Origin of the sequence: Neptuniibacter sp. PT8_73 (assembly GCF_047778045.1) — a bacterium.
GTDB lineage: Bacteria > Pseudomonadota > Gammaproteobacteria > Pseudomonadales > Balneatricaceae > Neptuniibacter.
In genome coordinates this window covers 884616-903988 of sequence record NZ_CP180545.1, presented here as the reverse complement: position 1 = coordinate 903988, position 19373 = coordinate 884616, and the positions used below count along the sequence as shown (strand labels likewise).

Sequence of the window (19373 nt, the reverse complement as noted above, 5' to 3'; positions counted from 1 at the left end):
TGCTCTGTAGCGAATTAGTCGTTTTCTACGTAACCGCCAGAACCTAGTTTGTCAGCTAGAGCGCCCATGTCACCTAGAACATCTTTGTTACGCGCTTTAACGCCAAACTGATCAACCATCAACTGCTGAACTTTAAGCATGTGTAGCATGTACTGCTTCATGTCGCCAGAAGACGCTTGGATGTAGTTACCTTTGTCATCTAGACCAATAACTTGAGTGTTACCTAACAATACAGGGCTGAAACCAATCAAACGGTTAAGTTTTACAGCTGTTTCACCTAGGTTATTTTTACCTGTTTGAAGCGCTAGTGCGAAGCCTTTCAACTCACCCCAATGTTTAGCGTATGCACGGAATGCAGGAGCAACGTCACCGTTAGTTTCAACTAGCTTATTGATCTCTTTAAGGTCTTTGTAAGTAGAACCTGCGTATTTGAAAACAGCTTCTGCGATAACCATTTCCCAGTTATCAGCGATAGTCGCTGCGTGAGCTTTAAGCTCTGTACGCTGTTTATCAGTTAGTGCTTCACCCTTAGCATCTGTGATCAACTGACGACCATCAACGAAAGCTTGCATGATATTGTGCAGGTAAGTTGTTTTACCGCCTTTATCAAAGCCTGCTGCGTAATATGCGTGAGCGTAAGTCATCTCATTGTAAAGAGATACTTTACCGTCTTTGTTGAAGTCAGCTTTAGCAAGCGCACCTTCTTTCTGCTTAGCGATGTTGTATACATCTTCAGCAGTTAGGTTAAGCGTGTTCGCTGGTGCACCGAAGTAACCGAAGCCTTCATCCCAAGCGTGCTCTTTACCCGTGTAGTGCTTACCTTCTTTGTAAGGCTTGTTGTTTGGCTTTTTATCAGCATCTAGCTTTTCATCTAGGTAGTTATCTACTGCTTGGTTGTAGAAAACAGCGCCCATTGCGAACTTAGAGATAAGCTGACGGTAGTCATAACCTGTTAATGGGTCGTAACCTTTATCAGAAGCTGCTGCTTTCTCGATCATGAAAGTAATTACTTCAGGGCCAGTCATATTACCAGGCCAACCTGGCACAGCACCTTTGAAGGTTTTACCAGATAGATTCTTACCTTTAGAGATCTCGTCTACAGTAGTCTCTGCTACAACGAAGCCGCCTTTAGTTGCCGGAGAAAGAATCTCACGACCTGCGTCTTTACCTTCGTAGTAAGCAAGCATTTTTGCCTTTAATTCAGCGTTTGGCTGACCGTTACCTTGGCCTGCTAACGTTTTCAAAGAAGTGTGAAGAACCTGACGTGCAGCCTGCCCCGTGTACGCAACAGAATTTGTAGCATCACCTTTGTAACCTTTTAGAGTTACAGGGAAATTGTCGTAATTTTGAGCCGCATTAGCACCTAGTGCAGTAACCATAGCAACACTAGCAACAAGAACTTTAAGCTTCACAGAAACCCCCTTCATGGATTCACAGAATATTGATCGCTTATACAAGATGGCGCAAAGGTATCACATGTCAAAAGATAACGCTACAGATAAACATTCTCATTTAGATAAACATCTCATCTTTTGATTAGAGTTAATAATTAGCCTTAAATGCCCTAGAGCAGTACACTTCTGCCTCTTCTATCTACTTGATAACTCCATGAACCTTATACTAATTAATACAGCTGACTTTGTTGCAAGCGACACGGCAGTTTTAAAAGATCATCGCTTCGAACATATTCGCTCAGTACATAAACCTGAGATTGGAGCGCTTCTCAATGTAGGTCTACTTAATGGAACTACAGGTAAAGGAGAAGTATTGGAACTCAATGACTGCTCTGTAACGCTAAAGCTATCACTAGAAAAAGAGCCACCAGCAGCATTACCTCTAACCCTAATATTAGCCTTGCCCAGACCTAAAATGCTGAAACGGATACTGCAAACTGTCTCCGCAATGGGCGTAAAAGAGCTGTATCTGATTAATTCTTATCGGGTAGATAAAAGCTATTGGAGCACGCCAATACTTAATCAAATAGAAGAGCAGTTAAAACTTGGCCTAGAACAAGCTGGCGATACGATTATGCCGAGCGTTCATTTACGCAAACGTTTCAAGCCTTTTGTAGAAGATGAACTACCAGAGATCGCTAAAGACACACGTTCTTTAGTTGCCCATCCTTATCATGCAGAGCAATGCTCAGCACCCGAATCGATTCCAACTACCCTAGCGATTGGCCCAGAAGGTGGTTTTATTGAATACGAAGTCGATAAACTCAATCAATGCGGATTCAAATCAATCCATATTGGTGAGCGCATCTTAAGAGTTGAAAATGCAGTGCCTGTTTTGTTAGCTAAACTATTCCCAGTCTAATTAATCCAATAGCTTTAGATATTTTTTCCAATCAAAGACTGGGCCTGGATCGGTTTTACGCTCTGGGGCTATATCACAATGCCCAACAATCCTGTCCAGCTTTATTTTAGGATAGAGATCGCGTAGCTGCTTGGTAAGGGTAGCTAAAGCATTGTACTGATCATCCGAATATGGATCTGCATCCGTTCCCTCTAGCTCTATGCCAATCGAAAAATCATTACAATTTTCCCTACCTTCAAAAGTAGACACACCGGCATGCCAAGCTCTACAGCCAGTTGGCACAAATTGGACAATATGACCACTTCGCTCAATTAGGAAATGAGCAGATACCTGAAGTTCTTTTATCTCGTCAAAAAAAGGATCAATTGTTGGATCTAACTTATTCTGAAAAAAATGCTGGATGTAACCACCACCAAACTTACCCGGAGGCAAACTAATATTATGGATAACCAGTAACGAAATATCATTAGAGTCTGGGCGCTCATTAAAATTCGGCGAAGGCACAACCTCTACATCTTTGTGCCAGTTTTGACCTTCAATATTCATTTATCCCCTACCCGCTCTAGATCTATTTCGATAGAATCTGCATATTATCAGAGGCCTATTTGTAAAAGCCAAGCCTCATACATTTTCAATCAGGACCGACTATGTTGACCCGCGCAGAAATTCAGCACCTTATCCCAGACGCCGTTCGTTACGCTTTACAGGAAGATATAGGCAGTGGTGATATTACCGCACAACTGATTCCTGCTGAACAAACCGCAACGGCTCGCATCATCAGCCGCCAAGAGGCTGTTGTTTGTGGTGTCGACTGGGTAAATGAAGTTTTTCGCCAAGTAGACCCGGAACTAGAACTAGACTGGCAAGTTGATGATGGTGATATCGTTCAACGCGACCAAGTACTTTTCTGGGCAAAAGGTTCTGCTAGAAATCTTCTAACAGCGGAGCGTGCAGCTTTAAACTTTCTACAAACACTGTCAGGTACAGCAACTGTCAGTAAGTTCTACGCGGACAAAGTAGCTGGTACGACAGTTAAACTGCTTGATACTCGTAAAACTCTTCCTGGCCTTCGCTTTGCTCAGAAATATGCCGTTACCTGTGGAGGCTGCTTCAACCACCGCATTGGTTTATTCGACGCTTTCTTGATTAAAGAGAACCATATCATGGCCTGTGGTGGTATCGACGCCGCTATTGCAACAGCTAAATCCAATGAGCCAGGCAAACCCGTAGAAGTTGAAGTCGAAACAATGGAAGAGCTTCATCAAGCGCTAGAAGCTGGAGCGGACATCATTATGCTGGACAACTTTTCATTAGAAGCGATGAGAGACTCAGTAAAACTGACGCGCGGCATTGCCAAACTTGAAGCCTCTGGCGGTATCACTGATGAAACCTTACGCCCTATCGCAGAAACCGGCGTAGACTACATATCCATTGGTGCGCTCACTAAGCACTGCCAAGCAGTAGATCTGTCTATGCGCTTAATTGAAGATTAAAGTCCGGATCACATTATTCTTTAATCAAAAAAGGCTGCACATATGCAGCCTTTTTTCATTTTAAAAACACTTAAAATTGATCGCTTACTGACAGCTATCTGCCGCCAGCTGATCCCAGTCATCCTCTTTCTGGATTTTCACAACATCATAAATTTCCACAATAGCAGTGGTTACACCTTTAGCTTTAATGATTTCACAAGCCTTAGCTGCCGCATGATGAGGATTAACACTGTCTGGAACAATACCAACAGCCATCACAGAATCATCATGCCACCATACAGGTCGCGCTGGGAATTCTGGCTGTTCGAGAATAGCATTTTCTGCTGCGCTTTTAATTGCAGGGGTTAACCTTTCAGTAGTATTGGCAATATACCAAGTCACACCAACACAAGCTGCGATTAGAATAATTATTATATTTCGTTTCATTGAAATGAATTACTTATATCGAAAACAGAGAAGCTAAAGTAACAACATTCCACTCAAAAATCACTACAAATACACATAAAAAAGCCTGCTTTGAAAATGCAATTTGAACAACACATTCGTCAGCAGGCCTTAGCATATAGTATTATCTACAAGATATACCAAACACTTATAAACAGTAAACTTAGGTTGGGTTTACTGCTGCAGAACCATTGTTCCAACCACCCGCAGTAGCCACTGGGTCAGAAGCCATATCGTCTTTACAAGAGCCTGGTAAGTAATTGTAAATAGATTCCGTTGCTGTTGCACCACACAACCAAGAGTTGATTGTATCACCTGGCTCAGATGAACTTGGGATTAGATAAACCCAACCACCATTAACTTCACCATCAATAGCTCGAGCCTCAATCGCAACACCCGCAGAAGCGTTAGTTGCCACATTCTCTACATATTGTGTAGGTCGAACTTCTTCACAGCCAAATGTACCAGCAGCAGGAATTGAAGTATCACTACTTTGCACAACTTCTGTAATAGTCGTTCGGCAAGCACTACCCGCAAGAATAACTTCCGACATACGCGCTTTGATTGTATAGCTCTGGTAAGCCGGCAATGCAATTGCCGCCAAAATACCGATGATCGCAACTACGATCATCAATTCAATAAGGGTGAAACCTTGTTGTACTTTTTTCATTTTATTTCTCCAGCGAATAAAAATCCTTGGTATCAACCAAGTCCTTTGATTGTAGCGCATTTTTTATAACACGCCAGTGACCTATCCGAAATTCTTTTATAAACATTATAGCGCGCATTTTCAAACTGCGATGCAAATGCTATTTTAAGGCTACAATAGGCTATAAATTACAACAAGCTAATATCAGTTTGATAAGCCAGTGTCCAATTGAGTCATGGATTAAGACGGGAGTTTCATTTTGCAGCCAAGCCAACCTTTAAGCGGACTTGCCAAACGATTGGTTAATGAAGGCGTATGTTCTGCAGAAGTTGCAGCTGATGCTTCGCTTCAATCCCGAGAGAAACAACAAACGTTTATCTCATATGTTATTGAACAGCGTTTAGTTAGCGCCTACAGAGCCGCAGCAGCTGCATCTGAAGAGTTTGGTATACCTCTTTTAGATTTGGACGCTTTAGACCCAGCATCCCTTCCTCAAGGACTAATTAACGATTCCCTAATAACTAAACACCATGCGCTCCCACTACAAAAACGTGATAATCGCTTGTTCGTTGCTATTTCTGACCCGACTAATATACAAGCATTAGATGAATTTAAATTTCAAAGCGGCATTACAACAGAAGCAATCATAGTTGAGGAAGATAAACTCACTCGCGCCATAGAGAGCTTCCTTGAAGGCCAAGACTCAGCCTTAGATGAATTAGAAGATAGTGATTTAGATAATCTCGAAATTTCAGATGGCACTACTCAAGATCAAGAAGAGCAAGAAAGTGAAGAAGACACAACAAAAGATGCACCGATTGTTCGCTTTATCAATAAAATCCTTCTAGATTCTATAAAAAATGGCGCTTCTGATATTCATTTTGAACCCTATGAGAAAAGCTATCGAATCAGAAGCAGGATAGATGGAATTCTGCAGGAAGTTGCAAAACCACCATCAAACCTTGCGGCACGACTATCTGCGCGTTTAAAAGTCATGTCACAAATGGATATTTCTGAAAAACGCGTGCCGCAAGATGGCCGTATTAAGATGAAGATATCTAAAAAACGCGCCATCGACTTCCGTGTAAATACACTCCCTACTCTTTGGGGAGAAAAAATCGTACTACGTATACTTGATCCAAGTAGTGCAAAAATGGGGGTCGAAGCTCTAGGCTTTGCGGAGTTCCAAAAAGAGCTTTACTTAGGCACACTCCACAGACCGCAAGGTATGGTACTTGTAACCGGGCCAACTGGTAGTGGTAAAACAGTAAGTCTTTATACCGGTCTGAATATCCTTAATACCGAAGAGCGAAATATCTCTACTGCGGAAGACCCTGTAGAGATCAACCTAGAGGGTATAAACCAGGTTCATGTAAACGCTAAAGTCGGTTTAAATTTCGCAGAGGCTTTACGCGCATTTCTTCGTCAAGACCCTGACGTGGTAATGGTAGGTGAGATACGAGACTTGGAAACAGCAGAAATCGCTATAAAAGCAGCCCAGACTGGTCATATGGTGCTATCCACACTTCACACAAACAGCGCACCTGAAACACTTACCCGTCTACGTAACATGGGCGTACCCGCCTTTAATATCGCGACATCTGTTAGCCTTATCATTGCTCAACGTCTAGGACGGCGCTTATGTGAAAGCTGCAAAAAGCCGATCACCCTCCCTGAAGTTACGTTAAGGGAAGAAGGCTTTATAGATGAAGAGATAAACAACCTCTCTCTTTTCGAAGCCAATCAAGATGGCTGCAGCAAATGCAATAGAGGCTACAAAGGCCGAGTGGGTATCTATGAAATGTTACCTATGACTCCAGAAATTGCAGAAGTAATTATGGAGAATGGCAACTCTCTGGATATACTTAGAGTAGCTGAAACACAAAACTTCCAGAGCTTACGCCGCTCTGGGTTAAAGAAAGTCGCGGAAGGAATCACCAGTCTTGAAGAGATGAACCGAGTCATCAAGACCTGATAACAGGAATTAATATATGGCTAAAGATGCCAAGCTAAGTACTTTCACCTGGCAAGGGAAAGATAAAAGCGGTAATAAGAGCAAAGGGAAGATTGATGCTAATAACGCGGCATCAGCAAAGGCCCTTCTTCGAAAGCAAGGAATCTTAACATCAAGAATTGCTAAAGAGCGCTCTGCAGGCATGTTCAGCGCAAAAAACAAATCCGTTAAGCCTGTTGATATAGCTTTTTTTACCCGTCAAATGGCCACCATGATGCGTTCTGGTGTACCTCTACTACAAGGCCTAGAGATAACCGCCGGTGGTATTGAAAAACAAAAGCTGAAAGACATTGTCTATGAAATCAAGAATGATGTTAACAGCGGCACAGATTTTTCTACAGCTTTGACCAAACATCCACAACACTTCGATGATCTGTATTGCAATTTAGTTAATGCTGGTGAGCAATCTGGTGCGCTGGATGCAATGCTGGACCGTATTGCTACGTACAAAGAAAAATTAGAATCATTAAAAGCCAAAATCAAAAAAGCTCTAACATATCCAACAGCTGTTATCGTTGTCGGTATTGTTGTATCAGCAATCCTTCTTGTAAAAGTAGTACCTCAATTTGAAGATGTATTTAAAAGCTTTGGGGCTGAACTCCCCGCTTTTACTCAATTTGTTATTAGTCTTTCTGAAACAGCTCAAGAATGGTGGTGGGTTGCTTTAATTGGCGTTGCCTTATTTGGTTTTGTGTTTCAAAAAGCACGGCAAAAGTCTGCGAAATTTAGAGACGCTGTAGACAAAGCTATTCTTAAGATCCCCGTTATTGGAGAGATACTTCACAATGCCTCTATAGCAAGGTTTGCGCGAACCTTATCAACCACGTTTGCAGCAGGTGTACCTTTAGTTAATGCTTTAGATTCAGCTGCTGGCGCCTCAGGCAATGCGCTTTATAGGGACGCTATCTTACAGATCAAAAATGGTGTTTCTACAGGTCAGTCTCTACAAAACGCCGTCACAATGACTGGCATTTTTCCAAACATGACAATCCAGATGATTGCTATAGGTGAAGAAGCCGGCTCACTTGAAATGATGCTAGAAAAAATCGCCGATTTTTATGAAGAACAAGTAGATAACGCTGTAGATAACCTTTCAAGCTTACTAGAGCCTTTAATTATGGTTGTATTGGGCGTGCTAGTTGGTGGGCTTGTTGTGGCAATGTACCTTCCAATCTTCCAGCTTGGTCAAGTTGTTTAAAGATAAGAATTAATGAATACAATTATTTTTGATCCCGCGTGGGCTATTGCCTGCGCGTTTTTATTTTCCCTTTGTGTCGGCAGCTTCTTAAACGTAGTCATACATCGTTTACCCATTATGATGCAAAGAGAATGGGAGAGAGAAATATCTGCTGATGAAGAGGTAAATCAAGAGCCTTACAACCTTTCAGTACCTGCATCCACTTGCCCTAAGTGCCAACACAAAATCCGCTGGTATGAAAACATTCCTGTCATCAGTTGGATTTTCCTTCGGGCCAAATGTTCATCTTGTGGACTGCATATACCTTTTCGATACCCTTTTGTAGAATTATTTACAGCTATTTGCTCCGCTTATGCCGTTTACGTTTTTGGCTTTAACCTGATTGGATTAAGCGTAGTATTACTTACATGGGTACTGGTATGCCTGATTTTTATAGATATTGATCATCAACTACTTCCCGACCGTTTAACTCTACCTCTGTTATGGCTGGGTTTATTCGTCAACAGTTTTGGCCTTTTCAGTTCACTAGAACACGCTGTCTATGGTGCAATGGCAGGTTACCTAAGCTTATGGTCAATCTACTGGGCATTTAAACTGCTAACGGGCAAAGAAGGTATGGGATACGGTGATTTCAAACTACTCGCAGCCCTTGGAGCCTGGGCTGGAGTCTATCAATTGCCGCTTATTATCCTCTTAAGCTCCCTCGTCGGTGCAATCATTGGGATAGGCATGATGCTATTTAAAAACCATTCATCGCAAAACCCAATTCCATTTGGCCCTTACCTCGCTATTGCGGGCTGGATAGCACTGATATGGGGCGATACTCTTACGACAATCTACCTGCAACTTATAAGAATCTGATTTATGTACATTGTTGGTATCACCGGTGGAATCGGTTCGGGTAAAAATGCTGTAACTGACCATTTACAAAAGCTCGGGATCACAGTTGTTGATGCTGATGTAGTTGCACGCGAAGTAGTCGCAAAAGACGAACCAGCACTAGACAAAATCGCTGAGCACTTTGGCAGTCACATTATCACTGATAACGGTGAATTAAATCGTACCGCTTTACGCAAAATAATATTCAGCGACAAATCAGCCAAAACCTGGCTGGAACAGCTACTACACCCGATCATTCGCGAGAGCATTAAACAGCAATTACATAATGCTACGAGCAGTTATGCAGTTCTATCTTCACCTCTATTATTAGAAACGGATCAACATGAATTAGTTGATACTGTAATCGTTGTTGATGCATCAGAAGAGTTACAATTAACTAGAACTGTTAAACGCGATAGTTCCAGCGAAGATCAGATAAAAGCGATTATGGCAGTTCAATTGCCGCGCCAAGATCGATTAAACAAAGCAGATATTGTTATCGATAACAATGCAGATCTAGACAGCCTAAAGAAGCAAATTGTTAAGCTGCACACAGAACTTAGTAGATTAGCGGAAGCAACTAAATAATGAGTAGTACAAAAATCAAATGCCCAACCTGCTCTAAAGAGCAGGCCTGGGACAGCAGCAATCCTTTCAGACCCTTCTGCAGTGAGCGCTGCAAAATGATTGATTTAGGTGCTTGGGCAAGCGAAGAGTATGCGATACCTGAATCAAAAGCTGCTAGCGATTTTAGTAGTGGCGAAACGGAAGAACAGATTGATAAAGATCAACCTATCCCTCCGACCATGCACTAATTGCCGCTATACCTTGCGCACCATTCTCCACAGCGAGAGTTAGATCGCCTTTATCCATGCCACCCAAAGCAAACACAGGCACCGAGCTAGACTTAGCTAATTCGGAAAAAGCGTTCCAACCTAATGGTTCTACCTCAGGGTGCGATTGTGTATGCTGCACTGGTGATAACATTACGTAATCAACCCCTTTAGCTATCGCTTCGGATAACTCTTCAGCATTATGACAAGATGCACCCAGCCAACGCCCAGTGAACTCATCTCTATGATTCAACTTTTCCAGATTACTCACTGAAAGATGAACTGCCTCAAGAGCCATCTTATTCGCAATGTCTACAGTGGTGTTTACCGCAAAGAAAGCATCCCTCACAGAGGCCACATCCACTTGAGCATTGATGAAATCAATTGCTTTATCCAATGCTACTGAATCAGTCTCAAATAGTGGAGCTCGAAGGACTACACCTTCAGCCCCACCCTTTATTGCTTGCATAATAGATACTTCAAGCTGTTGAAGATCTGAAAGATATGGCGTTATAGCAAGTGATTTTGGTAAAAGGCAGGCATCCAAGATCGGTTTATTTGCAGCAGGGAACTCATAGCCATCCAACTCATCAAGCTTCACCCAACGCACTGGCTGCCCTTCCTTACCCCAAGGCTCTCCCTCAAATGCAGTAATGCTATAAACATCGAGTAAAACTGATTTATCAGGATAGTGATAAGGAACCTCTATCAGCTTTTCTGCTTTCGTAAGCCTGATCCCCAGCTCTTCATCAAGCTCACGGCTTAAAGCATCGAGCACAGTTTCTCCCGGCTCAACCTTACCGCCAGGGAACTCCCACAAACCGCCCTGGTGTTTATCATCAGGGCGTTTCGCAATCAGCAACTCACGCTTACTATTCCAGATAGCAGCCGCTGCGACATGCACAACCTGATTAGCCATTAGCTACGGTAATCCGCATTGATGCTGACATAGTCATGGGAAAGGTCCGTAGTCCATACCGTCTCTGACACGTCACCACGATTAAGCACGACTCGAATTAGAATCTCTTCCTGATCCATAACCGCCTGACCAGCTTCTTCAGTGTAAGTAGCGTCTTTTCCACCCTTACTAACGATACAAACATCGCCTAAATAGATCTCTAACGCATTAAGATCTAAATTTTCTATGTCGGCACGCCCAACTACCGCTAATACACGCCCCCAGTTTGGATCTGAAGCGAATAAAGCCGTTTTAACCAGTGGAGAGTGAGCAATATCAAAAGCCGTTTTCAAAGCCTCTTGCTGAGTCTTAGCCGACTCAACTTTCACTGTCACAAACTTAGTGGCTCCCTCGCCATCACGTACAATCGCATGCGCCAAGTCTTGCATAAGTTGTGTCAATTCAGATTTAAATAAGGCTAGTAGGGAACTATCTTCCGAAGAAACTGATACACCTGATTTCCCAGTCGCAACCAACATACAAGAATCATTTGTAGATGTATCACTATCAACCGTAATACGGTTAAAGGAGCAATTGGCTGTATCAGTTAGTAGCACTTTCAATAAATCAGCATCAACTTGCGCATCTGTTGCCACATAGCCCAGCATTGTCGCCATATTTGGCTTAATCATGCCTGAGCCTTTTGAAATACCAGTCAAAGTTACAACTTTGCCTTGGTACTCAAATTGATGACTAGCGCCTTTGATTCGTGTATCAGTGGTTAAAATACCTTCTGCAGCCTCATCCCAACCTAATTCAGATAGAGCACTTTTAGCTGCAGGCAAAGCTGACACTAACTTCTCTACAGGCAACTTTTCACCAATAACCCCAGTGGAGAAAGGAAGAACCGCCTCAACATCCGAAGCGCAAAGCTTCGCGACCTCTTCACAGGTTGTAATAGCATCATTCCAACCTTCCTCACCGGTACCCGCATTAGCGTTACCTGTATTAACAATAAAATATCGCGTTGCTACAGCTTCTAAATGTTTTTTAGAAATCTGCACAGGAGCTGCGCAAAAAGCATTTAAAGTAAAAACACCTGCGACATTAGCTCCTTCACATAACTCCATCAGCACAACATCTTTTCGACCTGGAGTTTTAATACCTGCAGAAGCTGTTCCTAATTTAAATCCTGCAACTGGGTGCATTTTTTCTGGAAATGTAGCTGGCCCGACTGCCATTTTCTCTCTCCTAAGATGCAGAAAGCAGCTTAAAAGCTGCTTTCTGTGTTGACCAATAAACAGTTCACTCTTACGAAAGCTTACCGTGACACTGCTTGTATTTTTTACCTGAACCACAAGGACATGGTTCGTTACGACCTACTTTACGGCCATCTCGAACGAAAGTTTCTGGCTGAGCTTGCTCTTCAGCATTGGAACTTTCACCCTCTTCACCTGACATAGCTGAGCTATTGTCATGTTTAAAGTCCATCTGCTGTCGTTCAGCCTGCTCACGACGCTGCTGCTCCATCGCTTCAACATCTTCAGGCTGCTGAACTTGCACATGACTTAGAATACGAATGACATCACGCTTGATATTTTCCAGCAATTCTTGGAATAGGTGGAAAGATTCACGCTTGTATTCCTGCTTAGGGTTCTTCTGTGCATAACCTCGAAGGTGAATGCCCTGACGCAGGTGATCCATAGTCTGTAGGTGTTCTTTCCACAGGGTATCTAGCACCTGAAGCATAACCTGCTTCTCAAAGTTACGCATTGTAGATTCACCCACTTGCGCTTCTTTCTGCTGATAAACCTCTAGCACTGTATCCTGAACTTTTTGATGCAGGGTTTCTTCATGCAATGAATCATCCTGATCTAGCCACTCTTGGATAGGCATTTTAATGGAGAAATCAGTTTCCAAGGCTTTCTCAAGACCCGGAATATCCCACTGCTCTTCAAGGCTCTGCGGCGGAACAAACTCACTAAATTTATTCGCGACAACCTCTTCACGAACAGAATTTACTGTTTCAGAGATATCGTCAGTTGCCATCAAATCATTACGCTGTTCGTAGATGATTGTACGCTGATCATTAGCTACATCATCATACTCAAGCAATGACTTACGGATATCAAAGTTACGACCTTCTACTTTACGCTGCGCTTTCTCAATCGCATTACTTACCATCTTATGCTCGATAGCTTCGCCACGCTCCATACCTAGCGCTTGCATCAACTGTCTTACACGATCAGAAGCAAAGATTCGCATCAAATCATCTTCTAGAGACAAGAAGAATCGAGATGAACCTGGGTCACCCTGACGACCTGCACGACCACGTAGCTGGTTATCAATACGACGAGATTCATGACGTTCAGTACCTACAATATGTAGACCGCCATTTTCCAAAACCTGTTCATGGCGCTTCTGCCAAGCAGCCGTCAATTCAGCAACCTGTTCTTCAGATGGGTTATCAAGTTCAGCTAGTTCAGCCTCTAACTTACCACCCAACACAATATCGGTACCACGACCAGCCATGTTAGTCGCGATAGTTACCGCACCCGGACGACCCGCCTGAGCAATAATTGACGCTTCACCACCATGGTTCTTAGCGTTCAATACATTGTGCGTTATTTTTTCTTTCTTCAGTAATGAAGAGATCAATTCAGAAGATTCGATAGACGCTGTACCCACAAGTACTGGACGCTCCGCTTCCTGACAAGCACGAATTTCTTTGATAATAGCTTCGTACTTTTCTTCAACCGTCAGGTAAACCAGATCGTTCTCATCTTTACGCGCGATCGTTTTGTTGGTTGGAATTACAACAACATCTAAACCGTAAATCTGGCGAAGCTCGAATGCTTCCGTATCCGCCGTACCCGTCATACCGGAAAGCTTGTCGTACAGACGGAAGTAGTTCTGGAATGTGGTTGATGCAAAAGTCTGGCTCTCATTCTGAACCGACACACCCTCTTTTGCTTCTACCGCTTGGTGCAAACCTTCTGACCAACGACGGCCTTCCATGATTCGACCTGTGTGCTCATCAACAATCACAACCTGATTGCCTTGCACAATATAATCGACATCACGTTGGAATAAGTTATGCGCTCTCAATCCCGCTAGCACGTGGTGCAGCAAGTTAAGGTTCTGAGGTGCATACAGGCTATCTCCTTCACTCAGAAGACCTTTTTGCGCAAGCATCTCTTCAACAGCAGTATGACCCGCTTCAGTCAGTTCAACCGTACGGTTTTTCTCATCAACAACGAAGTGCTCGTTAATTTCCTGCTCTTCGTCCTGAGGATCAATTTCACCATCGAATTTCTCTAACGAAGGAATCAACTCATTAATAGTGATGTATAACTGAGAACTATCTTCAGCTGGACCTGAGATAATCAAAGGAGTACGTGCTTCGTCGATTAGGATGGAGTCAACCTCATCGACTACAGCGAAGCTAAAGCCACGCTGTACTTTTTCAGCAGTACTGAAAGCCATGTTATCGCGAAGATAATCAAAGCCAAATTCATTGTTTGTGCCGTAGGTGATATCACAAGCGTAAGCAGCACGTTTTACTTCTGGATTTTGACCAGAAAGCGCAACACCTACCGTTAAGCCTAGAGATTCATAAAGAGGGCGCATCCATTCAGCATCACGCTCTGCTAGGTAATCATTCACCGTGACTACGTGAACGCCTTCAGCAGGCAGCGCATTCAGATACACAGCCAAGGTCGCTACAAGGGTTTTACCTTCACCCGTACGCATCTCGGCAACTTTGCCATCATTTAGCGTCATACCACCGATAAGCTGAACATCAAAATGGCGCATACCCATAACACGCTTTGATGCTTCTCTTACCGTAGCAAAAGCTTCAGGAAGGATCTGTTCCAGAGTCGCGCCATCATCAAGACGCTGACGGAATTCAGCCGTTTTAGCCTTTAGCTCTTCATCCGTTAGTTTTTCTAGATCTACTTCCAACGCATTGATCGCCTTTACGATCTTGCCCATGCGCTTTAATTCGCGATCATTCTTACTACCAAAAACTTTCTTAAACAGTCCTGTCAGCATATCTCGACTTATACCTGTGAAGTCTAAAACCTGTAGTCCGCTCGATTAGCGGATAAAAATTAACTCAGCATTCTACCTTTATTGGGGGCAGAAAATGAATCTAAAAGGGGAAATAAAAAAAATATGAAAAAAAATAGGAAAATAGACAAAAAAAAGCCGAACTATAAAAGTTCGGCTCTTAATTATTTCTATTTATCAGACCGCTAACACTGGCTTCTGATAAGAGATAGGTGCGCTTTCTTCATTGTCTTCGAAAGTCACCACTTCCCAAGCATCTTCTTGCGCCAACAATTCACGCAATAGACGATTATTAAGGTAATGTCCTGATTTGTTTCCGTAGAACTCACCGATCAAGCTCTTACCTAATAGATACAGGTCACCCACCGCATCCAGCACTTTATGCTTCACAAATTCATCGTCATAACGAAGGCCGTCTTCATTAAGAATACGGTAATCATCAACTACGATTGCATTATCAAAGCTACCACCTAATGCTAGGTTCTGAGAGCGAAGGTATTCATAGTCACTCATAAAACCAAAGGTTCTCGCACGGCTAACTTCTTTAACGAAGGAAGTACTAGAGAAGTCTAGGAAAGCTTCCATGTTACGGCCTTCAAATGCAGGGTGCTCAAAATCAATTTTGAAGCCCACTTTAAAGCCGTCAAACGGCTTGAACGTCGCTGATTTGCCATCAGCTTCAACCGTTACTTCTTTCTTAATACGGATAAATTCTTTAGGAGCATTCTGCTCTTCTAGGCCTGCCGACTGGATCAAGAATACAAACGGCGCAGCACTACCATCCATAATTGGAACTTCTTCTGCACTTAGCTCAACATAGGCATTATCAATACCTAAACCAGCCATTGCAGAAAGTAGATGCTCAACAGTCGCTATACGCGCGCCATCTTTAGCCAGGTTGGTTGACAGTTTTGTATCAGAAACATTGTGCGCGTGCGCAAGGATCTCAACAACTGGATCCAAGTCAGTACGACGGAAAACAATACCGGTATTTACTGGTGCTGGCTTCAACGTCAGATAAACTTTCTGACCCGTATGCAGACCAATACCTGTTGCTTTAATGCTGTTTTTTAATGTTCTCTGTTTAATCATGCTATCTGCCAAAAAATAAAATAGGCCACTCTAGCGCGAGATACTAACAAATAATCGCCCTTTTAGAAAGGACATTCCAATTAATCCGCTTGTTTGCGCAGAAAAGTAGGAATATCTAAATAAGCGGACTCGCTCTCAGTACCTGTTGATTTTAACAACTCACTTTCAGGCTCAGCCGGCCCGTCAAGTGCCTCATTTTTTTTGCGGCGCAAAACCGTTGGCAGATCGATCTGCTCAAGGTCTAAACTTCCATCCACTTTTTGCATTCCGCCAGAAACAGGGCGAACCGTTTCTTCTGGCTTATCTAACCCCGTAGCAACAACTGTCACTTTGAGTTCGTCAGTCATCTCAGGTTCAATAACTGTACCGATAACAATCGTGGCATTTTCAGATGCATACTCTTCAATCTGATTACCCACTTCTGTAAATTCGCCTAAGCTGAGATCCATACCGGCAGTGATATTGACCAAGATACCGCTCGCGCCTTTCAGATCTACGTTATCAAGCAGTGGACTCTTGATCGCTTTCTCTGCAGCTTCAGCAGCTCGGTTCTCACCCCGTGCACCACCAGTACCCATCATTGCCATGCCCATTTCAGACATAACAGTCCGCACATCAGCAAAATCGACATTGATCATACCCGGACGCGTAATAAGATCCGAAATACCCTGAACAGCCCCTTTCAAAACATCGTTGGCAGACTCAAATGCATTCAAAAGGCTGCAATTGCGACCTAGTACCTGCATCAGTTTTTCGTTAGGGATAATAATGAGGGAATCAACGCTTTCGCGAAGCTCTTTGATACCTTCAATAGCAATACTCATACGCTTACGGCCTTCAAATGGGAAAGGCTTTGTCACTACCGCGACTGTAAGAATTCCGAGTTCTTTAGCTACTTCGGCTACGATAGGAGCAGCACCCGTACCTGTACCACCGCCCATACCAGCCGTGATAAAGACCATATCCGCACCTTGCAACATTTCTGCAATGCGATCCCGATCTTCCATCGCAGCCTGACGACCAACTTCTGGGTTCGCACCCGCGCCTAGGCCTTTGGTTAGCGTATTACCAAGTTGGATAACTTTTTGGGACGCCATAGATGAAAGTGCTTGTGCATCTGTATTAGCACAAACAAATTCCACCCCTTCTAGGTCACCACTTTCCATGTGTTTTACAGCGTTTCCGCCTCCACCACCAACACCGATAACTTTAATAACGGCATTTTGTGGAACGCTATCTAACAGTTCAAACATTGTTAGCTCCTTTAGTGCCCTGCCAAGCACTATCCCCTATAAAGCAGCACGCTATTTTTGCTGCTATAAATCTAAAAACCTTCAGCTTGTTCAGAAGTTGTTCTGAAACCAAGCTCTCATCTTGTCTAATACACTCTTTTGCGAACCCACTACGACTTCTGGCTCGACGTCTTGTTCAACGGCACCAACATGATCTTGTTGCGCGTATTGCAGCAGTCCCATGCCTGTTGCATATATAGGGCTACTTAAAATATCTTCCATCCCTCGTACACCGTGAGGTGTCGCCAAGCGAACCGGCATGTGGAAGATTTCTTCAGCTAATTCAATGGCACCTTCCATTTTCGAAGTTCCGCCTGTCAGCACAATGCCTGCTGCGACTAAATCTTCAAACCCGCTGCGTCTCAACTCAGCCTGAATCAGGCTAAACAGTTCTTCGTAACGGGGCTCAACCACTTCCGCTAACGACTGTCGAGAAAGATCCCTAGCAGGCCTATCACCTACACCAGGCACCTTAACGGTCTCTTCACCTGTAGCGAGCTGTGCCAACGCACATGCATATTTAACTTTGATCTCTTCTGCGTGCTGCGTAGGTGTACGCAAAGCCATCGCGATATCGTTTGTAACTTGATCACCAGCAATCGGAATGACAGCGGTATGGCGAATAGAGCCACCAGTAAAAATCGAGATATCAGAGGTGCCACCACCGATATCTACCATACAAACACCTAGCTCCTTCTCATCTTCCGTCAAAACGGAATAACTTGAAGCCAATTGCTCTAGAACTAAATTATCAACCTCTAGACCACAGCGGCGAACACACTTCTCAATATTCTGAGCAGCATTCACAGAACCCGTAACAAGGTGCACCTTCGCTTCTAAACGCACACCAGACATCCCTAGAGGCTCTTTAATGCCCTCTGAGCTATCAATCTCATATTCTTGAGGCAAGATGTGTAAGATTTTCTGATCAGCAGGGATTGCCACTGCTCGTGCAGCATCGATCACTCGCTCAAGATCATACTCAGTCACTTCTCTATCACGAACAGCCACAATCCCATGAGAATTCAGGCTATTAATATGACTACCTGCGATACCAACAGCCACAGAGTGAATCTTACAGCCAGCCATCAATTCAGCCTCTTCAACAGCACGCTGAATAGAGCTCACTGTTGATTCGATATTCACTACAACGCCTTTTTTCAGACCTCGAGATGGATGCGAGCCAATGCCGATAATTTCGATGGCACCATCAATACCGATCTCCCCTACAAGGCACAGCACCTTTGAGGTCCCGATATCGAGCGCAACAACCATATTGTTTTCCATCGAACCACTCATTATGTTTTATCCTGCATTTCGCTTTCGGGTTTTTCCCGCCATTTCACCGCCACCCCATGGGTGTAACGTATATCGATTGATTCTATATCAGCCGCTTGAGCAGCCAATCGTTGTTTATACAAAGTCAAAAAGCGTTGTAAACGCGCATTGATTGCCTCTCGGCCTACAACCACTTTTATTTGATTATCTAATTCTATTGTCCAGGCTCCACGAGCCTCTAAATCCAGTGCAACAACACTCAGACCCATCGGCTTCAGCATCTGATTAAAATCATGGAACTGTGACATCACCCTTTCCGTATCTGGTGCAGGCCCACTCAATCTAGGCAAGCTCCGATATTCTTTAGAAAGCTCTGGCCAAAATATATCGCCCTGATGGTTCAATAACCCCCTCTCTCCCCAACGAGCAACCGGCACCTCTTCCTCAACCTCAACAAGTAAGGTATCGGGCCAATCTCGTCGAATAGAGGAGACCCTGACCCATGGCTGTTCACTTACTAGTGATTGAACCGATTCAATATCAACCTCTAATAGATTCGCTGTTAGATCATCAGCGATAATCTTCCCTAACCTACCTCGGTCCAAATGTTGGGTTTTACCTTCAATAACTACGCTCGTTATCGGACGGTCCAACCACTGCCATAAGTTATGACCAATACCCCATAAAACGCCGATAAAAATCACTAGCGAAGACAGCGTCCAAAATGGCTTCCACCAAAATTCAGAATCGTTATTTACGAAGCCATCCTTTTTAGGATTTTTTTTATCAGCTTTCCCTTTTTCAGTATCTTTTTTTACGATTTTTTCACGACTTGCACCGCGAGGCTTAGCAAGTTCTACTTCTTGCTCCTCTAATGGTTCAGTTTGTCGAAAAAATCGTAAAAAGTTCATTC

General features: G+C 43.5%; 18 protein-coding genes. 7 read left to right on the top strand and 11 right to left on the bottom strand.

What is annotated here, in order from left to right; translation table 11 throughout:
- Positions 1–14 precede the first annotated feature (14 nt).
- Entirely contained in the window at positions 15–1412 is a 1398-nt protein-coding gene (locus ACMXYN_RS03990) for a DUF4856 domain-containing protein (RefSeq protein ID WP_415893596.1), read from the bottom strand.
- 196 nt (positions 1413–1608) lie between these two features.
- On the opposite strand from ACMXYN_RS03990, the gene ACMXYN_RS03985 reads away from it, so the two are divergent.
- Positions 1609–2316 (top strand): 16S rRNA (uracil(1498)-N(3))-methyltransferase, encoded by a 708-nt coding sequence (locus ACMXYN_RS03985; RefSeq protein WP_415893595.1) that lies wholly within the window; start codon positions 1609–1611, stop codon positions 2314–2316.
- Here ACMXYN_RS03985 and ampD read toward each other — a convergent pair whose 3' ends face one another.
- On the bottom strand, positions 2317–2862 hold the full coding sequence (gene ampD / locus ACMXYN_RS03980; protein ID WP_415893594.1) for a 1,6-anhydro-N-acetylmuramyl-L-alanine amidase AmpD: 546 nt from the start codon (positions 2860–2862) through the stop codon (positions 2317–2319).
- 101 nt (positions 2863–2963) lie between these two features.
- Between ampD and nadC the strand changes: the two genes are divergently transcribed.
- The gene (gene nadC / locus ACMXYN_RS03975) at positions 2964–3809 is read left to right on the top strand and encodes a carboxylating nicotinate-nucleotide diphosphorylase (protein ID WP_415893593.1); all 846 of its coding nucleotides are present in this window, start codon (positions 2964–2966) and stop codon (positions 3807–3809) included.
- An 84-nt stretch (positions 3810–3893) separates the two neighbouring features.
- On the opposite strand, the gene ACMXYN_RS03970 is transcribed toward nadC, so the two are convergent.
- Entirely contained in the window at positions 3894–4235 is a 342-nt protein-coding gene (locus ACMXYN_RS03970; RefSeq protein ID WP_415893592.1) for a hypothetical protein, read from the bottom strand.
- Between the two features lie 181 nt (positions 4236–4416).
- Entirely contained in the window at positions 4417–4923 is a 507-nt protein-coding gene (locus ACMXYN_RS03965; protein ID WP_415893591.1) for a pilin, read from the bottom strand.
- A 238-nt stretch (positions 4924–5161) separates the two neighbouring features.
- Between ACMXYN_RS03965 and pilB the strand changes: the two genes are divergently transcribed.
- The 5 genes from pilB to yacG are packed head-to-tail and all read left to right on the top strand — an operon-like array spanning position 5162 to position 9808.
- Positions 5162–6877, top strand: a complete 1716-nt coding sequence (pilB, locus tag ACMXYN_RS03960; RefSeq protein ID WP_415893590.1) for a type IV-A pilus assembly ATPase PilB — start codon at positions 5162–5164, stop codon at positions 6875–6877.
- Positions 6878–6893: 16 nt separating this feature from the next.
- A complete protein-coding gene (locus tag ACMXYN_RS03955) occupies positions 6894–8114 on the top strand; it encodes a type II secretion system F family protein (RefSeq protein ID WP_415893589.1) in 1221 nt (406 codons plus the stop codon).
- A 12-nt stretch (positions 8115–8126) separates the two neighbouring features.
- A complete protein-coding gene (locus tag ACMXYN_RS03950) occupies positions 8127–8975 on the top strand; it encodes a prepilin peptidase (protein WP_415893588.1) in 849 nt (282 codons plus the stop codon).
- A 3-nt stretch (positions 8976–8978) separates the two neighbouring features.
- Positions 8979–9581, top strand: coding sequence for a dephospho-CoA kinase (gene coaE, locus ACMXYN_RS03945; RefSeq protein ID WP_415893587.1), 603 nt, complete (start codon positions 8979–8981; stop codon positions 9579–9581).
- Positions 9581–9808 (top strand): DNA gyrase inhibitor YacG, encoded by a 228-nt coding sequence (yacG, locus tag ACMXYN_RS03940; protein WP_415893586.1) that lies wholly within the window; start codon positions 9581–9583, stop codon positions 9806–9808. The genes coaE and yacG overlap by 1 nt, the downstream gene beginning before the upstream one ends.
- Here the strand turns inward: yacG and ACMXYN_RS03935 are convergent.
- The 7 genes from ACMXYN_RS03935 to ACMXYN_RS03905 all read right to left on the bottom strand — a co-directional run bounded on the left by ACMXYN_RS03935 (position 9786) and on the right by ACMXYN_RS03905 (position 19371).
- The gene (locus ACMXYN_RS03935; protein ID WP_415893585.1) at positions 9786–10745 is read right to left on the bottom strand and encodes a Nudix family hydrolase; all 960 of its coding nucleotides are present in this window, start codon (positions 10743–10745) and stop codon (positions 9786–9788) included. The two genes, yacG and ACMXYN_RS03935, sit on opposite strands and share 23 nt — an antisense overlap.
- Positions 10745–11965, bottom strand: coding sequence for a bifunctional glutamate N-acetyltransferase/amino-acid acetyltransferase ArgJ (argJ, locus tag ACMXYN_RS03930; protein ID WP_415893584.1), 1221 nt, complete (start codon positions 11963–11965; stop codon positions 10745–10747). Before argJ ends, ACMXYN_RS03935 begins: the two co-directional genes overlap by 1 nt.
- Before the next feature lie 70 nt (positions 11966–12035).
- Positions 12036–14780: a preprotein translocase subunit SecA gene (secA, locus tag ACMXYN_RS03925; RefSeq protein WP_415893583.1), complete on the bottom strand. Its 2745-nt coding sequence runs from the start codon at positions 14778–14780 to the stop codon at positions 12036–12038.
- 195 nt (positions 14781–14975) lie between these two features.
- Complete coding sequence (lpxC, locus tag ACMXYN_RS03920) at positions 14976–15890, bottom strand: UDP-3-O-acyl-N-acetylglucosamine deacetylase (protein ID WP_415893582.1); 915 nt, start codon at positions 15888–15890, stop codon at positions 14976–14978.
- Between the two features lie 80 nt (positions 15891–15970).
- On the bottom strand, positions 15971–17143 hold the full coding sequence (ftsZ, locus tag ACMXYN_RS03915; RefSeq protein ID WP_415883649.1) for a cell division protein FtsZ: 1173 nt from the start codon (positions 17141–17143) through the stop codon (positions 15971–15973).
- Between the two features lie 90 nt (positions 17144–17233).
- A complete protein-coding gene (ftsA, locus tag ACMXYN_RS03910; protein ID WP_415883648.1) occupies positions 17234–18481 on the bottom strand; it encodes a cell division protein FtsA in 1248 nt (415 codons plus the stop codon).
- On the bottom strand, positions 18481–19371 hold the full coding sequence (locus ACMXYN_RS03905; RefSeq protein ID WP_415893581.1) for a cell division protein FtsQ/DivIB: 891 nt from the start codon (positions 19369–19371) through the stop codon (positions 18481–18483). The genes ftsA and ACMXYN_RS03905 overlap by 1 nt, the downstream gene beginning before the upstream one ends.
- Between the last annotated feature and the right edge of the window lie 2 nt (positions 19372–19373).